Raw genomic sequence first — 16,822 nt, 5'->3', positions numbered from 1 at the left:
CGCTAGGCTCGGAACGCATGAATACCGTTACCGCTGATCTTTTCACCCCCGCATCCGACTGGTCCGGCCGCGACGACGGCCCTGGCCCCGAGCACGCGCGCTGGCACAGCGTCGTGGACACCGCCGCCGCGCCGACCGAAGGGGCGGTGCACCTGATCGGTTACGCCTCCGACGAGGGCGTCGAGCGCAACGGCGGCCGCCAGGGCGCGGCGAAGGGTCCGGAGGCGTTGCGCGCCGCACTCGGCTCGCTCGCGGTGCACGAGGCAAGCACGCTTATCGACGCCGGTACCGTCACCACCCAAAACGACGACCTCGAAGGCTCCCAGCGCGAGCTGTCCGACCGGGTGCGCGACCTCGTCGGCGCCCAGGGCGCTGAAGGCATGACCGTCGTGCTCGGCGGCGGGCATGAAACCTCCTTTGCCACCCACCGAGGCGCCTACGAAGCCATCGGCCCGATGCAGGTGATCAACTTCGACGCCCACTTCGACCTGCGCTCCGCCACCCGCCCCACCTCCGGCACCCCCTTCCGGCAGATCGCGGGCCTGGTCGGCGACGACTTCGACTACTCCGTATTCGGCATTTCCAAGCCCAACAACACCAAGGTGCTGTTCGACACCGCTGCCGAGCTTGGCGTGACCACCGTGCTCGACACCGAGTTGGCGGAAATGACCGTGCGCGAGGCCGCCGAGCGCGCCCTGGCCGCAGTGGAGGGCGACCTGCCCATCCACCTCTCCATCGACCTGGACGTCCTGCCTGCCGCCGTGGCTCCGGGCGTGTCCGCCCCCGCCGGCTTCGGCGTGGAGTACGCCACGCTGCGTGCCATGGTCGCCGCGGTGGCGGCCACCGGGCGTGTGGCGCTGCTGGACGTGGTCGAGCTCAACCCCGACTTCGACGTAGATAACCGCACCGCCAAGGCCGCCGCGCGGCTCGTTGACGATGCGGTGGTGGGTGCGAAGCTGCGTCGATAAGCAGCTGCTTTCTAGAAGATCAGGTGCGCCACCGGCACCGTGATCAGCACGGTGAGCACCACGCGGATGAACCAGATCTGCACCATCTTCCAGATGCTCAGCGGAATGTCGGTGGCCAGCACCGCCGGCACCATCGCCGAGAAGAAGAAGATCTGGCTCACGCAGACCACGGCGACGGTGAACTTCAGCACCATGTCGTCCGAACCCGCGGAAAGCGTGGCCGGCAGGAACATCTCCGCCAGGCCCGACGCCAGCGCGCCCGAGGTCGCCCACGGATCCGGCAGCTGCAGTGCCCACACCAGCGGGTAGAACGCCACTCCGAGCACCTTGAACACCGGGGTGTAGGTGGCCAGCACCAGGCCGATCGTGCCCACGGCCATGATGCCCGGGGTGACCTGCACAGCCATGATCAACCCGTCGCGGAAGTTCGCCCACAGCACCTTGCCCAAGGACTCGGCGCGGTTGAGCTCCAGCTTCGCCTCGCGCCACGCCGCCTTGAAACGGTTGCCCGTGATCTCCTTTTCCGGGTGCGGGGTGGCGCCCGGGTAGTAGTCCTCGGGGATGCGCGACGTCGGGGGGATGCGCACCGTGATCGCGGTGACGATGAACGTGATGATGAAGGTGATGAAGAAGTACGCCGTCCAGTGCTCCATCATGTCCAACGTCTTGGCCACGATCACCATGAACGTCGCGGACACAGTGGAAAAGCCCGACGCGACAATCGCCGCCTCACGGCCGTTGTAGCTGCCGTTTTTGTACATGCGGTCCGTGATAAGCAGGCCGAGCGAGTACGAACCCAAAAACGACGCCACCGCATCCACCGCGGACTTGCCCGGGGTGTGGAACACCGGGCGCATAATCGGCTGCACCAGCACGCCGATGAACTCCATCAGGCCGAAGCCGACCAAGAGACCGAGGAAGATCGCGCCGACCGGGATGAGCAGGCCGACGGAGATGACCAGCTTGTCCAGGATGAACGGGCCGATGTCCGGATTGAACAGCCACGCCGGGCCGAAGCCGAAAGTGAGCATCGCGCACAAGACGATGGCCAGCACCGACAGCGCGGCGAACGCCATACGTGCGTAGTCCTCCTTCCAGCGTCCGGAGACGAACTGGTAGACCGTGCCCGCGATGATGGCGAACAGCGCCAGGAAGCGGGTGCCTTCCCCGAGCGTGGTGGTGATCCAGGTGACGATGTGGTCCAGCAGGATCGTGGACTTTGAGCCGTTGATGGAAAACGGGACGAAGAAGGCGAAGATGCCGATGGCGGAGTAGACGAAGAAGCGCCACACGCCCTTCGCCTTCGGGTCCGACTCACCGGCGGCGCCGACGGTGGGGTCGGCACCGTCGCCGAACGCCGGGTTGTCCAGCTCATCTACGAGCACGCTCGAACCGGCCGGCAAATCCTTGACCGGCCAAGCAGGTGAGAACCGGCGCCGCGAGTGCGGCTGCGGGTCGGTTGTTTCCATCTGAGTCCTTCCAGATTCGTGCCGCCACCCGGGGCGTTAGCTGGGTGACAGGACATTTTTTTCGGTGCTGGGGGATAATTTTTACACGAAACGTGACGCGAAGCACAGTTGGGTGGCCTATGTTCCTTAGTTACTTGCACGTTTTTCCTGCAACGTCCCACTGCACTCCCACGTAAGGAGACTCCCGTGGAAGGTTTCATCGACACCGTCAACGGCGTCATTTGGTCCAATTGGCTTGTCTTTTTGTGTCTCGGCGCAGGCGCGTACTTCACCCTCGTCACCCTGTTCTTGCAGATCCGCTGCCTGCCCGACATGATCAGGCAACTGAAGTCAGGCGAAAGCTCTGAGCAGGGCATTTCTTCGTTCCAATCGCTGATGATCTCCCTGGCCGGCCGCGTCGGCGTGGGCAACATCGCCGGTGTGGCCACCGCGATCGCTTTCGGCGGCCCCGGTGCGGTGTTCTGGATGTGGCTGGTGGCCCTGCTCGGCTCCGCCACCTCCTTCATCGAGTGCTGCCTGGCGCAGATTTACAAGGAGACGGACCGCGACACCGGCGAGTACCGCGGCGGCCCCGCCTACTACATCGAAAAGGCGTACAAGCACACCTCCGCGGCCCCGTTCATGCTGGTCTACGCCATCATCTTCGCGGTGTGCATGCTGCTGGCCACGTCCTACTTCCTGCCGGGTATTCAGGCCAACGGCGTGGCTGCGGCCGTCGATAATGCATGGGGCATCAACATCTGGGTCTCCGCCACCATCATGACCGTGCTGCTCGCGTTCATCATCATCGGCGGTGTCAAGCGCATTGCGAACTTCGCCTCCATGGTTGTGCCGTTCATGGCCGGCATCTACATCATCATTGCCATCGTGGTGCTGTTCGCCAACGCTTCCCAGATTCCCGAGGTCTTCGGCACCATCGTCCGCGCCGCCTTTGACAAGGAAGCCGCGTTCTCCGGCATGCTCGGCGCCGCCATCATGTGGGGCGTCAAGCGCGGCATTTACTCCAACGAGGCCGGCCAGGGCACCGGCCCGCAGTCTGCAGCAGCAGCCGAGGTCTCCCACCCGGCCAAGCAGGGCTTCGTCCAGGCGTTCGCCGTCTACATTGACACCCTGTTCGTCTGCTCCGCCACCGCCTTCATCATCATCTCCACCGACATGTACAAGGTCTTCGAGGGCCAGTCCGAAGACGGTGCGTTGATCTACGAGGGCTCGCTTGCCGACGGCATTCCTGTCGGCCCCGGCTTCGTCCAAGAAGCCCTGAACTCCTTCTCCGCCGGCCTGGGCCCGTCGTTTATCGCCCTGGCGATCATGTTCTTCGCCTTCACCACCGTGCTGGCGTACTACTACATGGCAGAGACCAACTTCACCTACCTGAACCGCTGGGTGAAGAACGAAGGTGCACGTAAGGCCATTATTTGGGTCCTGCGCGCCCTGATCCTCGTGGCTGTCTTCATCGGTGCGACCACCACCCCGGGCACCGCCTGGGCGCTCGGCGACATCGGCGTCGGCGCGACCGCGTGGCTCAACATCGTGGCGATTCTCTTCCTGCAGGTCCCGGCGCTGAAGTGCCTGTGGGATTACCGCCGCCAGAAGAAGGCTGGCATCGACCCGCACTTCGACCCCGAGGCGCTGGGCATTAAGAACGCCGACTTCTGGGTCGAGCGCAAGAACCGCATGATCGAGGCTGGCACTTGGCCGGGCGTTGAGGGCAAGGTTGTCACGACGACCCGCAACAACTAGCCGTAATCAAACCGGCTACCTAGGCGGGTGTGGTCTGTTTTCCGGGGCGGGGTGATCACTATGGTGATCTCCGGAATGGTGGGGAGTGCTCATGAGGTTCCTTCCGCATCAACCCGGTCGGGGTCGAGATGATGGGTAAAACTGATCAGGATAAGACGGTGTAGCCGGCCTCTTCGATGGCCCGGCGAACCATCTCCGGAGGTACGGCACCGGTGACCGTGACGGTGGAAACACCACCAGCGGCGAGATCAATCTGGACGTCGTCGACCTGGGGGAGGGCCTGAAGGGCCTGGGTCACGCTTTTCACGCAGTGCCCGCAGGTCAGGCCGGTGACCTGGTAGCTAGGGGAGGATCCTCCTGCTGACGAGTCGCTGGCGGCAGGGGTGGAGGCGGTGTCGGCATGTGAGGCGGGTCCGCAACAGCTGCAGCCGTGGGAGGCCATCGGCAAGAGGTGGGGCGGGGAGGTGGTCATGGGAAAGCTCCTATGGGTCGTTGGGATGCGGTAACGCTCGTTAGCATATACCCCCCGGGGGTACATTTTCAAGGGGTGGAGGGCACGGCCCTCACGCGGGGCAGGGTGTGGTCACCGAGCAGCCTCCTCACTGTCGGGAGGGGACAGCGGGAGGCGGAGGGCAAACACCGCTCCGCGACCGGGTCCGGGCACCTCCTTGACTGATACCCCCCATGGGTATAGGTTGAAGGTTGTTGGGGCACCTCCACTTCTGCCCCTCAGGACATCAAGGAAAGGATCATCTGATGAGCGCCGTAACAAAGAAGTACATCATCGAAGGCATGACCTGTGGACACTGCAAGTCCTCCGTGGAGGAGGAGATCGGCGAGGTCGCCGGTGTGACCATGGTGGAGGCCACCGTGGATACCGGGCAGGTGACCGTCACGGGTGAAAACTTCACCGACGACGATGTTGTCGCCGCTGTCACGACAGCCGGCTACACCGTCAAGCCCTAATCCCTGGGCCCGGTCCCCGCCTCACGTAGACACGGCCGGGCCAACCCTGCTGGATATGCCCATCAGGCCCAGCCATGCCGGTTCGATATCCCCGACGGTGCATCTGTGGGCGGGCCTTTTGGGACCTCGGAGATGCACCTCACCACTGTTTGCTGAAGGACTGATCACTGATGATTCAAACTCAACCGTCGGTTGACCTATTCCAGGTCGATCTGGGCGTCACCGGCATGACCTGTACGTCGTGCTCAGGGCGGGTGGAGCGCAAGCTCAACAAGCTCGATGGCGTGGAGGCCACCGTCAACTTCGCCACCGAATCCGCCTCCGTCAGTTACGACCCCACCAAAGTCGACGCCGATCGGCTGATCGAAACCGTGCGGGGTGCCGGATACGACGCGTTCACCATGGGGGATCAACACGCCTCCGCCGTGGACAGCGGCCCGGAGGAGGACACCGAGGTGGTCGGTGACCGCCACGAACAGGCCCGCGAGGCCGAGGCCACAGACCTGAAGTCGCGTCTGATCGGGTCGACGATCCTCTCCGTTCCGGTGGTCGCGATCTCGATGATCCCGTCCCTGCAGTTCATGAATTGGCAGTGGGCCCTACTCGTCATGTCCACCCTGATCTACTTCTACGGTGGCGCCCCGTTCCACCGGGCGACCTTAACCAACCTGCGTCACGGCTCGACCACGATGGACACACTCGTGTCTCTGGGCACTACTGCTGCGTATCTGTGGTCGCTGTGGGCCTTGTTTTTCGGCAACGCCGGGCACCCCGGCATGGTCATGGAGATGAGCCTGCTGCCCCGCGATGACGGCATGGACCACATCTACCTCGAGACCATCGCCGTAGTCATCACCTTCCTGTTGCTCGGCCGGTGGTTTGAGGTCCGCGCCAAGGGCCAGTCCTCCGCGGCGCTGAAGTCCCTGCTGGACATGGGTGCGAAAGACGCCGCGGTGATCCGCGACGGTGAGGAAGTCCGCGTCCCGGTCTCCCAGCTGACAGTCGGTGACGTCTTCGTCGTCCGCCCGGGTGAGAAGATCGCCACCGACGGTCGTGTCATCGAGGGCACCTCGGCCATCGACGAGTCGATGCTGACCGGCGAGTCCGTTCCCGTCGAGGCCGCCCCCGGCACCCCGGTCACGGGCGCGACGATCAACACCTCCGGTCGACTGCTGGTCGAAGTCACCCGCACAGGTTCGGAGACCACGCTGTCCCAGATGGCCAAGCTGGTCACTGACGCCCAGGCGAAAAAAGCCCCGGTCCAGCGCCTGGTGGATAAGATTTCCTCGGTCTTCGTCCCGACGGTCATTGTCGTCTCCATCATCACCCTGATCGTCCACCTCGCCGCCGGCAGCGGGGCGAACTGGGCCTTTTCCGCCGCAGTCGCGGTGCTGATCATCGCTTGCCCATGCGCCCTGGGACTGGCCACCCCGACCGCCCTGCTGGTGGGCACCTCCCGGGGCGCACAGCTTGGCTTGTTGATCAGGGGCCCGGAGGTCCTTGAATCCACCCGCCAGGTCGACACCATCGTCATGGACAAGACCGGCACCGTCACCTCCGGGGTCATGTCGGTCACCGGCGTCCACGCCGCCGACGGCTACACCAACAACGAGGTCCTCGCCTTGTCGGCGGCCGTCGAAGCAGGCTCCGAGCACCCCATCGCCAAGGCGATTGTCACCGAGGCCGAGCGCTCCGGGAACATCCAGGAGGCCACCGACTTCGACAGCACCGCCGGCCGGGGCGTCACGGCCACCGTCAAGGGTCACGTCGTCACCGTCGGCCGCCCCGCCGGCCAGCTGCCCCGTGACCTCACCACCGCCTTCGACCACGCACAGTCGCAGGGCGCGACCCCGGTGGCTGTCTACGTCGATGACCAGCCCGCCGGTGTGGTCGTGGTGCGCGATGTCATCAAAGACTCCTCAGCGGAAGCGGTCGCCCAGTTCCGCAGGCTGGGGTTGAGGCCGTACCTGCTCACCGGCGATAACGCGAAGGCCGCGGCCGCCGTCGCCCAAGAGGTGGGCATCGATGCGGCCAATGTGAGTGCCGAGGTCATGCCGCAGGACAAGGTCGCGGTCATCGAGAAGCTACAACATGAGGGCAAGAAGGTCGCCATGGTCGGCGACGGCGTCAATGACGCGGCCGCCCTGGCCCAGGCCGATCTGGGTCTGGCCATGGGGGCGGGCACGGATGTCGCCATCGAGGCCTCCGATATCACTTTAATGAACAACGACCTGCGCTCCGCGGGCGATGCCATCCGTCTGTCACGTCGCACGCTGGGCACCATCAAGGGCAACCTGTTCTGGGCGTTCGCCTACAACGTCGTGCTGATCCCGGTCGCCGCGATCGGTTTCCTCAACCCGGGGTTGGCGGGCATTGCGATGGGCTTCTCCTCGGTGTTCGTGGTCTCCAACTCCCTCACGCTGCGTAGATTCAAGTCCTCCCACGACAACACAAGTTCCTCACCGCAGCCCGCTCGCCCCTCCGTGCGGCAGCCGGTCACCGCCTAATCCGCATCCTTTGCTAGCGGTAAGGAACCCCGTATCCTCCTCCTGCGGCTGAGTCCCTCCAATAACACTCAAACCTCCGTCCCCAAGTACCTGCTCCTGACCTCTCCCCCGGCCCCACCCGGCAGGCCCCTCCGGGCTGACAATTTGCCGACTACTTATCCGAATAACGCCACAGGGCGTGGGAACCATGAGGTTCTCACGCCTCATTCCATACCCTCGGGCTTTCCATCCTGATCGACCCGCAACTGACTCAGGACATACCTGCCCCCTTTTTTTCAGCAAGGAGACCATTGTGGATACTCGCACCCCTGATCAGACCGTTTCCTCTTCGGGTGGGGCCGACACCTGTCACACCACCCATGGCTACATCAACGACAAGGATCGCTATCTCGCCCGCCTCAAGCGCATCGAGGGACAGGCCCGGGGCCTGCACAGCATGGTCGACGAGGAACAGTACTGCATCGACATCCTTACCCAGATCTCCGCGGTCAATGCTGCCCTACGCAGCGTTGCCCTGGGACTACTCGATGACCACATGAAACACTGCGTCCGTGACGCCGCCAAGTTAGGAGGAGAGGAGGCCGACGCCAAGTTCCAGGAAGTCACCGACGCTATCGCCCGTTTCGCCCGGTGACAGGCCGGGACCCGACCACCACACCCCCGTCGAGAACGGCGGCCAGGCCACTCTGACCGCCCCTGTTGCCGGCTGGAGGCTTCGGAGTCCTGCTGCTGGCGGCGACATGATCGGGTTGATGGCCACTGTTGCTGCTGGTCGAAAAGATCGCGCCACTGAACAACCTTGACCACATCCCCACCTGCAACATCAACCGGTGCTGTTGCAAAGTTGGGGGGAGAGCCGCAGCCCTGAAGGCGGCCGACGGTCAATGACCTCGAGCGCTATCCTAACCACGATCTGCGCGCACTTCAGGGTTTTCGGGATCAGGGACAACAGCACCGCTGCGATTAGATGTATCTCTAGCCCTCTGTGTGCACGCAAGTCCGGAGTTTGTCCGACGATAGCGGGGTTAATGAACCCTGTGGGCGTTGTGGAAGATCCACCACTCGTACAAGCACATCACCGCGGCGACGCCCTCCCAGCAGCCGACGGCGAAACACCATCGGCCCCGCCGGCGCCGCTGCTCAGGAAGCCAGTGGAGTGGCACTCACAGACCTCCGAGACTGCGCCGACAGAAGGCGCGCCTCCCCTGCCCCGTGGGGGCCGTCTCTGCATTCGTGCGTTCAGCGCCCGTTACCTCACGCCAGCATGGTCGTCCTCCGGGGCGCCGGTCTGCGTGGTGTCGGCACGTTCGTCGCGTGCGGTGACATGCCCCTCGCGTCGCATGCGTTCAACCATGTGCGGGTAGTGCAGTTCGAACGCAGGCCGCTCGGAGCAGATACGCGGTAGCGAGGTGAAGTTGTGGCGCGGCGGCGGGCAACTAGTCGCCCACTCCAGCGAGTTGGGTGCTGTTGCAAACAGGAATTCCAAATAACTAACTATTTGTTAGTGTGCAGCACAACGCTGGTACCGGATCCGCCGTTTTCGTCGAAAACGCGAGTTTGCAACAGCACCTATCAGGTCCTAGTTCTGGTTCTGTGGCGGCAGCGCCGCAACGAGCTGGACGTCGAAGTCCTGCGGACCCAGGCTGGCGGCACCGCCTGGCGAACCGAGGTCGTCGAAAAAGGCGGCGTTAGCGTCGATGTAGTCCACCCACTTGTCTGGGACATCGTCTTCGTAGAAGATGGCCTCAACCGGGCAAACGGGCTCGCAGGCACCGCAGTCGACGCACTCGTCGGGGTGGATGTAGAGCATCCGTTTGCCCTCGTAAATGCAGTCCACGGGACATTCTTCGACGCAGGCTCGATCCAGGACATCAACGCAGGGCTGGGCGATTGTGTAGGTCATCGGATCTCCGATACTACGGATAAAGACGTGGAAAATAGGTTCACTGTCATCCTACTAGCTCCCCGATCCTTCACCAATGGGCACATATCTTCGATTACCCCCGCCGCCAGTAGCGGTAAGGATAGTGGAACCGGTCAGCTGGTCACCGTCGCATGCTGGTACAAACATCAGCGACAGGAGGCCGGTGATCGAACGGTGCCGGTCCATGGTCTCGCCGCGAAAAACGGACCCTCGGCGGGCTCAAACACCCCAGGGGAAGTCCCTATCTTTCTTATTGCTTCAGTTTGGCAATGGTGATCAAAACAGCGGAGTCCTCGATTGCCTCGAGGCTGTGCCGAGATCGCGGCACGATCAACAGATCACCGCTGCGACCTATCCAGGTCTCATCGCCCGTCCTGAGTTGGACACGCCCTTGTAGGACATAAATCGTGGATTCATCGTGATTGTCGCGCTCTCCGAGCTCGGCACCCTGACGTATCCCGACGACGGTCTGCCGCAGAACTTTTTCGTGTCCGCCGAAGACGGTATCGGCGGCACGAGCACTAGGGGCGATGACGGCCTCTTTAAGTTGCTTGCGGGCGAGGGCCTCGATCGATATTTTGTGCATATAAACAACCTTTCGGAGCCGGTCTGGGAAGCATCGAATGGTGAGGAGACCATGTTTTTGTTCATGCGCTTTCCCTGATGGCCCAAGAAGTTAACGCAGTACGTAAAAAGTGGACTCTGACGTGTCAGTGGTAGGGATCCTCCGTGGGCGGGCCGATGCGCAGGATAGCGGTCAGCGCTTGGTTTCGGTTACTGACATCGTACGGCAATATCGGTCGGCTCGACCTGATCCTGGAAGCCGAAAACGACACCACCAATCGGTATAAACTGGCCAAACAGGCCGACGTACTGATGCTCATCTATCTGTTGGGACCAACCGGTGTCATCAACCAACTCGGCAGGCTCGGTTATTCCTTCTCCGAAACTGACCTGAAACGCACCGTAGAGTACTACGTGTCCCGCAGCTCAGAAGGATCCACACTCAGCCGGGTGGTCCATTCCTCGGTGCTCTCCCGCTTCAACGAGGACCGGGCCTGGGCCCTTTTCCGCGAAGCCGTGGTCGCGGACCTGGATGACACCCAGGAGGGAACCACCCGCGCAGGAATTCATCTGGGTGCGATGGCGGGCACGGTGGATATCCTAACCCGCTCTTTTGCCGGTCTTCAGACCGAAGCCAACGCCCTTACCTTCGATCCTCGACTGCGTACCCACCTGGAAAAAGTGGAATTCCAGATCCAGTACCGCGGGCACCTGATCGATGTTGCCCTGAGCATCGATAGTCTCCTGATCCGACTACACCCCAGTACTGCGCCACCCATCTACGTGGGGAGCGCGGGAGCGTATGTGGAACTCGCCGGTGGGGAGTCAACGGACCTATTCGAGGCACGACGCGGCCTGCAGAACAAACCTACCCCGGACCTAACCAGGTGAGAAAACCCATGATGTCTGCCAAGCAGGCCGAAGCCAGGAGCATGACCGGTTCCCTTCGGCGGAGAGCACAGCTGCCGAAGACCCACGCTGGCCGGGCACCACCGGGGAAGAACCGTCATGACGCAGATCCTCGGTATTTACCTAACTGGACTGGAACCGTACCGGGATACGACAACGAGCACAGTTGCCTGGGACCGGGGCACAGTGGGCTCCACGACATGGTCACAACTCGCTAGGCGGAAGGACGTTTCATGGACGTAGGAAAATACGACAAGGTCAGGGCCGGTACCGGCTTCATCGCGGCGTTGGATCAAAGCGGGGGCAGTACCCCGAAAGCGCTGAAACTTTATGGGATCAACGAGGACGCCTACTCCAGTGGGGAGGAGATGTTTGGTCTGGTGCATAAGATGCGCACGCGCATCATTACCAGCCCCAGTTTCGACGGTGACCGGATCCTCGGGGCGATTTTGTTCGAGGACACAATGGACCGCGACATCGGGGGAATGCCTACAGGGGATTATCTGTGGAAAGTCAAAGACATTGTGCCGTTCCTCAAGATTGACAAGGGCCTGGCGGAAGAAACCCACGGGGCTCAGGTCATGAAGCCCCTCCCTGATCTGGACAACCTGCTCGAGCGTGCGGTAAGCAAGCACATGTTCGGCACCAAAATGCGCTCGTTCATCAGGCTTCCCGGGGAGGGGGGGGTGGACGCTGTCGTTGCGCAGCAGTTCGCGATCGCTCAGCAGATCCTCCGGTTCGGGCTGGTACCCATTGTCGAGCCTGAGGTCGACATCCACAGCCCCCGGAAGATCGAGGTAGAAGACCAGCTCCGGGTGACCCTGCGCAAAGAGCTCGACCAGCTGAAGGAGGACCAGGCGGTCATCCTCAAACTGACGCTTCCCGAAACTGATGACTTCTACCGCGAGCTCGTGGAACATCCGCGGGTGCTGGCACTATCAGGCGGCTACTCGCGCGGAAGCTAACGCTCGCCTGGCACGCAACCCCGGAATAGTCGCCAGTTTCTCCCGCGCCCTGACCGAAGGGCTCACCGTCACCCAGGACGACCGCGAATTCGACGCTGTCCTGGATGAAACAATCGGCACTATCGCGGAAGCCTCACGCACCTGACTACGCCTTCCGAAAAGGCGCGGTGCGCCTGATCAACTGCTTATACAGCGGTGCCCGACCCGGACATGAGCGATCTGGGTCGGGCACCGCCGTGGGTGTCTCCTGCTGGAATCAGCCGTTGGACAGAGGTGAGAAAAAGTCCGCGCGCACCCCCAGGGCACGGTCGGTGCGCTGGATGGACTCATCACCGTCTTCCACGGTGCCAGCCAGGGCACGGATTGCGTCGATGTTCTCGGGGATGACGATGGCCTGGTTGTCGACCGTGTACGTCCAGAACAACTCATTGCCCTGCACGGTCAGGATATCTTCCCAGATGGCGACCTCATACATATCGCCCCGTGGCCGGCCTAGATCTCGCATCAATTCGACGGTGCTGTTGACCGCCACGATTCCATCGGAGCGCCGCACGAAAGCGATCCGCGGCATCGCCTTCAACGCTTCGAGAACCTCTTCTGTGTCTGCCGGGCGGGTTAGCTCGATGGTCCAGAAATGCAGGTGGTTGTGGGTGTGCGCTCCCTTGGCCGCCATGGTCACCACATCCAGGTCGGGGACCACCGACTGGGCGTCTGGGCCTTGATGGCTGGGAATACGACCTTCGGGAACTATGGTGTTCATGATCCCCGAGTGGTCGGATTCCCACGGATCGGTGGCCCGGCGGACAAGCACTCCCCGCGCTTTGGACAGCAATCCAGCGTCCTGGAGTGCGATAAGGGTGCGGACAGTGCCGGTGGTGTTGCAGGAAACCACGCGGGTGGTGTCGCGTCCAAGCGTGGAACTGTAGTTGGCGTGGGCAACGAAGGAGTGGCCGGTGAGACTGTGCTTCTCCCCGCCCTGGAACACGGACTTGACTCCATGGGTGCGATAGAGGTCGAGGTTGCCGGCCCCGATGGTGGACGGGGTGCAGTCCACCACGACATCCGCGTTGTCGAGCAGGTCCGGTAGTTTCCCGGCGATGGGATATCCGGCAGCGCTCATCTCTTGGTGGGCTTCTTCGGTGGAGGCATAGACCGGGATGCCCTGCGTGATGGCGGTGGCGACCCGGTAATCGGTGGTGACGTCGCTGACCCCGAGGAGTTCCATGTCTTCCTGGGCTCTCACCGCGTCGGCTACACGTTTACCGATGACACCGTACCCGTTTACTGCAACCTTGATTTTATTCGGCATGCTGATTGTCCTTCCCGGAAATCCTCGTTTGGCCCGATGGCCGTATGGTCGTGTTTCTCATCTGGGGTGGTCGGGGAATGTCCTTATTCAGAGCTCGTTGAGCATCTGCTCCATCTCGGCGATCTCGGCCTCCTGATCTTCAATGACCTGCTCAGCCAGAGCGATGGCCTGCGGGTTCTGGCCATCAGTGACCTCTTCGCGGGCCATATCGACCGCGCCCTCATGGTGGGCGGTCATCTGCTCAAGGTAGAGCCGGGCAGCCTCGGTGCCCTTGGCGTCCTCGAGGGCTGTCATGTCCTCCTCGCTCATCATTCCACTCATCCCGCCATGGTCCATCTCACCCATATCACCGGTGACCGGATCTTCTTCCCAGGTCTCGAGCATGGTATTCATCCGGTCGATCTCCGGCCCCTGGGCATCGATAACACCCTGGGCGAACTCGATGACCTCGGCCGGGATATCGTCCTTGGCCAGGAGGATTTCACTCATCTCCACGGCCTGTTGGTGATGCGGGATCATCATCTGCGAGAACATGATGTCCGCGTCATTGTGCTCGGCGGAGACCTCTCCGGCCGCCCCCGTCTCTGTCTCAGGATCCGTGGTGGCCCCGGTCGTTTCGGTGGTGTCGGGGGCGGACGTAGTGGCGATGGTCGTGGTGTCGGTGTTTTCTCCCTCAGTGTTATCTGCGCAGGCGGACAAAACCAGGGTGGAGGTCAAGGCGAGAGCGGCGATGGTGATGGTGCGCTTCATGGGGGTTCCCTTTCGGAGGTTGTGTATGGGGGAGTCGATGAAGGATTGAAAGTCAGCGGACGGGGGCTGCAGAGCTCATAGCAGCCTTCTCCTCCTTCCCGTCGGTCGGAGCCAGGTGGGCCGGATCCAAATCAATGCGGCGCAACAGCTGGGCGTTCAGGGCCACCACGATGGTCGAGGCAGACATCAAGATCGCGCCCACGGCCGGGGACAGCACGAACCCGATCGGGGCGAGCACGCCGGCGGCCAGCGGCACGGCGAGGATGTTGTAGCCAGAGGCCCAGATGAGGTTCTGGATCATCTTGCGGTAGCTGGCCTGCGAGAGCTCAATCATCGACAGCACTGCCCGCGGGTCGTCACTGGCCAGGACCACCCCGGCAGATTCCATGGCCACATCCGTGCCGGCCCCGATGGCGATACCAACCTCCGCGCGGGTCAGAGCGGGGGCGTCGTTGACACCGTCGCCGACCATGGCCACGCTCAGGCCACGCTCCTGTAACTGGGTGACCTTGGTGTCCTTGTCCTGGGGCAGGACCTCGGCGAAGACCTCATCGATCCCCAGGTCCTTGCCAACCGCCTGGGCCACCTGCTGCGCGTCACCGGTGATCATCGCGACCTTCACTCCGCGGTCCTGCAGGGCTTTCACGGCGGCGTGGGATTCGGGGCGGATCTTGTCCTCGACGGCCACCGCGCCGATGATCTGACCGTCGCGGACAATATGGAGCACACCGGCCCCACGCCCGGTCCACGCGCTGGTGGTGTCGGTGAGCTCGGCCGGGGTGGTGAGGTTGAACTCGCGCAGCATGTTCGGCCCGCCCACGAGGATCTCAGCGCCATCGACAGTGGCCCGGACCCCCCGGCCGGAGGCGGCGCTGAAACCAGTTGCACGGATTTGCCGACGGGAGGCCTCGGGATGGGCGGCCGCGGCCGCCACGATGGCGCGGGCCACGGGGTGCTCGCTGTCGGCCTCCGCGGCGGCGGCCAGGGCCAGCAGCTCGCCCTCGGTGACGCCGACAGTTGCCGCGACACCGGTGACCGCGTGCGCCCCCTCGGTTAGGGTGCCGGTTTTGTCGAAGAGCATCACGTCGATGGTGCGCATCCGCTCGAGCGCCATCCGGTCCTTGATGAGCACCCCGGATTTCGCGGCCCGCTCGGTGGAGATCGCAGTGACCAGCGGAATCGCCAGGCCCAGGGCGTGCGGGCAGGCGATGACCAGTACCGTGACCGTGCGCGTCACGGCATCGTCCGGGCTGCCGATGATGGTCCACACCACCGCGGTGATCAGAGCGGAGATCAGCGCGAACCAGAACAACAACGCCGCCGCCCGATCCGCCAGGGCCTGGGCCCGGGAGGAGGACTCCTGGGCGTCGGCAACCAAGCGTTGGATCCCGGCCAGGGCGGTGTCCCCGCCGGTAGCCTCCACCCGGATGCGGACGGTGTTGTCGGTGGCCACGGTACCGGCGACCACCTTGTCACCGGTGTCGCGGAAGACGGGACGGGATTCGCCGGTGATCATCGCCTCATCGAATTCGGCGGCTCCGTCGAGGATGGTTCCGTCGGCCGGCACCCGGGCACCGGCCCTCACCAGCACGACGTCGTCGACGACCAGCTCGGAGATGGCCACGGTGCGGGTGGTCCCGTCGATGATTTTCTCGGCCTCATCCGGCAGCAGGGCAGCCAGCGCGTCAAGCGCGGAGGACGCGGCCCCGAGAGCACGCATCTCCAGCCAGTGGCCCAGCAGCATGATGGTCACCAGCAGGGCCAACTCCCACCAGAAGTCCAGGTCAAGATCGCCCAGCCCCAGAGTGGTGACCCAGGAGGCGACAAACGCCACGGTGATGGCCATGGCGATCAGGAGCATCATCCCGGGTTGGCGGGATTTCAGTTCGTTCCATCCGCCCTTGAGGAAAGGCGTTCCGCCGTAGACGAAGATGATCGTGCCCAGCACCGGGGGGATCCAGGTGGATCCGGGGAATGCCGGGAGGTGGTAGCCGAGCAGCTGGGCGACCATGGGGCTGAAAATAACGACGGGAATGGACAGAATCAGCGACCACCAGAAGCGGTCCCGAAACATTGCGGTGCTGTGTCCGGCGTGTTCGCCGTGACTATGAACGTGGTGGTCTTCGTCCATGGCGGAGTGCGGGTGATCGTGCGGCATCGCCTGGCCGTGGGTGTCGGCATCTGCGTGGTGTTCGTGGCTGGCATGATCCGGGTGGTGGGTGTGGCCTGTTTCCGGAGCGGGGTGATCACCATGGTGATCACCGGAATGGTGGGGAGTGCTCATGAGGTTCCTTCCGCATCAACCCGGTCGGGGTCGAGATGATGGGTAAAACTGATCAGGATAAGACGGTGTAGCCGGCCTCCTCGATGGCCCGGCGAACCATCTCCGGAGGTACGACACCGGTGACCCTGACGGTGGAAACACCACCAGCAGCGAGATCAATCTGGACGTCGTCGACCTGAGGCAGGGCCTGAAGGGCCTGGGTCACGCTTTTCACGCAGTGCCCGCAGGTCATGCCGGTGACCTGGTAGCTCGGCGAGGACCCTCCTGCTGACGAGTCGCTGGCGGCAGGGATGGAGGCGGTGTCGGCACGTGAGGCAGGTCCGCAACAGCTGCAGCCGTGAGAGGTCATCGGCAAGAGGCGGGGCGGGGGGTTGGTCATGGGAAAGCTCCTATGGGTCGGTGGGATGCGGTAACGCTCGCTAGCATATACCCCCCCCGGGGTACATTTTCAAGAGGTGGAGGGCACG

The 16,822-nt window shown here is 63.2% G+C and carries 14 protein-coding genes and 2 pseudogenes; 7 read left to right on the top strand and 9 right to left on the bottom strand.

Going from position 1 to position 16,822, the window contains the following annotated elements; translation table 11 throughout:
• Positions 1-17 precede the first annotated feature (17 nt).
• Positions 18-968, top strand: coding sequence for a formimidoylglutamase (hutG, locus tag CFOUR_RS10570; protein ID WP_290179432.1), 951 nt, complete (start codon positions 18-20; stop codon positions 966-968).
• Between the two features lie 11 nt (positions 969-979).
• Here the strand turns inward: hutG and CFOUR_RS10565 are convergent, their stop codons facing one another.
• Complete coding sequence (locus tag CFOUR_RS10565) at positions 980-2,437, bottom strand: YjiH family protein (RefSeq protein WP_085957618.1); 1,458 nt, start codon at positions 2,435-2,437, stop codon at positions 980-982.
• A 186-nt stretch (positions 2,438-2,623) separates the two neighbouring features.
• On the opposite strand from CFOUR_RS10565, the gene CFOUR_RS10560 reads away from it, so the two are divergent.
• Complete coding sequence (locus CFOUR_RS10560) at positions 2,624-4,177, top strand: alanine/glycine:cation symporter family protein (RefSeq protein WP_085957617.1); 1,554 nt, start codon at positions 2,624-2,626, stop codon at positions 4,175-4,177.
• 145 nt (positions 4,178-4,322) lie between these two features.
• Here the strand turns inward: CFOUR_RS10560 and CFOUR_RS10555 are convergent, their stop codons facing one another.
• Positions 4,323-4,649: a heavy-metal-associated domain-containing protein gene (locus CFOUR_RS10555; protein WP_063936943.1), complete on the bottom strand. Its 327-nt coding sequence runs from the start codon at positions 4,647-4,649 to the stop codon at positions 4,323-4,325.
• Between the two features lie 284 nt (positions 4,650-4,933).
• Between CFOUR_RS10555 and CFOUR_RS10550 the strand changes: the two genes are divergently transcribed.
• The 3 genes from CFOUR_RS10550 (at position 4,934) to CFOUR_RS10540 (ending at position 8,284) form a co-directional block, all read left to right on the top strand.
• Positions 4,934-5,143: a heavy-metal-associated domain-containing protein gene (locus tag CFOUR_RS10550; RefSeq protein ID WP_034997583.1), complete on the top strand. Its 210-nt coding sequence runs from the start codon at positions 4,934-4,936 to the stop codon at positions 5,141-5,143.
• A 170-nt stretch (positions 5,144-5,313) separates the two neighbouring features.
• The gene (locus CFOUR_RS10545; protein WP_085957616.1) at positions 5,314-7,650 is read left to right on the top strand and encodes a heavy metal translocating P-type ATPase; all 2,337 of its coding nucleotides are present in this window, start codon (positions 5,314-5,316) and stop codon (positions 7,648-7,650) included.
• A 367-nt stretch (positions 7,651-8,017) separates the two neighbouring features.
• Entirely contained in the window at positions 8,018-8,284 is a 267-nt protein-coding gene (locus tag CFOUR_RS10540) for a metal-sensitive transcriptional regulator (protein WP_070472106.1), read from the top strand.
• Between the two features lie 615 nt (positions 8,285-8,899).
• On the opposite strand, the pseudogene CFOUR_RS10535 reads toward CFOUR_RS10540, so the two are convergent.
• The 3 genes and pseudogenes from CFOUR_RS10535 to CFOUR_RS10525 form a co-directional block, all read right to left on the bottom strand.
• Positions 8,900-9,109, bottom strand: a pseudogene (locus CFOUR_RS10535) (aa3-type cytochrome oxidase subunit I); the annotation flags it as partial.
• A 120-nt stretch (positions 9,110-9,229) separates the two neighbouring features.
• The gene (fdxA, locus tag CFOUR_RS10530; protein WP_085957615.1) at positions 9,230-9,553 is read right to left on the bottom strand and encodes a ferredoxin; all 324 of its coding nucleotides are present in this window, start codon (positions 9,551-9,553) and stop codon (positions 9,230-9,232) included.
• A 271-nt stretch (positions 9,554-9,824) separates the two neighbouring features.
• The gene (locus tag CFOUR_RS10525) at positions 9,825-10,160 is read right to left on the bottom strand and encodes a cupin domain-containing protein (protein WP_063936938.1); all 336 of its coding nucleotides are present in this window, start codon (positions 10,158-10,160) and stop codon (positions 9,825-9,827) included.
• A 143-nt stretch (positions 10,161-10,303) separates the two neighbouring features.
• Here CFOUR_RS10525 and CFOUR_RS10520 point away from each other — a divergent pair, with 143 nt between their 5' ends.
• Together CFOUR_RS10520 and CFOUR_RS10515 are read left to right on the top strand one after the other, a co-directional pair.
• Positions 10,304-11,029 carry a glycosyl hydrolase family 65 domain-containing protein gene (locus CFOUR_RS10520; protein ID WP_076590083.1) on the top strand — a complete coding sequence of 242 codons (726 nt, stop codon included), beginning with the start codon at positions 10,304-10,306 and terminating at the stop codon, positions 11,027-11,029.
• Between the two features lie 251 nt (positions 11,030-11,280).
• A pseudogene (locus CFOUR_RS10515) lies at positions 11,281-12,157 on the top strand (fructose bisphosphate aldolase).
• Positions 12,158-12,268: 111 nt separating this feature from the next.
• Here the strand turns inward: CFOUR_RS10515 and CFOUR_RS10510 are convergent.
• From CFOUR_RS10510 to CFOUR_RS10495, 4 genes are all read right to left on the bottom strand, one after another.
• Positions 12,269-13,321, bottom strand: coding sequence for a type II glyceraldehyde-3-phosphate dehydrogenase (locus tag CFOUR_RS10510; RefSeq protein WP_063936940.1), 1,053 nt, complete (start codon positions 13,319-13,321; stop codon positions 12,269-12,271).
• 87 nt (positions 13,322-13,408) lie between these two features.
• Positions 13,409-14,071, bottom strand: a complete 663-nt coding sequence (locus CFOUR_RS10505; protein WP_063936941.1) for a DUF305 domain-containing protein — start codon at positions 14,069-14,071, stop codon at positions 13,409-13,411.
• A gap of 52 nt (positions 14,072-14,123) precedes the next feature.
• Positions 14,124-16,355 (bottom strand): copper-translocating P-type ATPase, encoded by a 2,232-nt coding sequence (locus tag CFOUR_RS10500; protein ID WP_290179422.1) that lies wholly within the window; start codon positions 16,353-16,355, stop codon positions 14,124-14,126.
• Positions 16,356-16,407: 52 nt separating this feature from the next.
• Positions 16,408-16,734, bottom strand: a complete 327-nt coding sequence (locus tag CFOUR_RS10495; RefSeq protein ID WP_085957614.1) for a heavy-metal-associated domain-containing protein — start codon at positions 16,732-16,734, stop codon at positions 16,408-16,410.
• Positions 16,735-16,822 lie beyond the last annotated feature (88 nt).

Source organism: Corynebacterium fournieri (assembly GCF_030408775.1).
GTDB lineage: Bacteria > Actinomycetota > Actinomycetes > Mycobacteriales > Mycobacteriaceae > Corynebacterium > Corynebacterium fournieri.
Note: the sequence above shows the minus strand (reverse complement) of the source record. Positions and strands in the feature narration are given on the sequence as shown.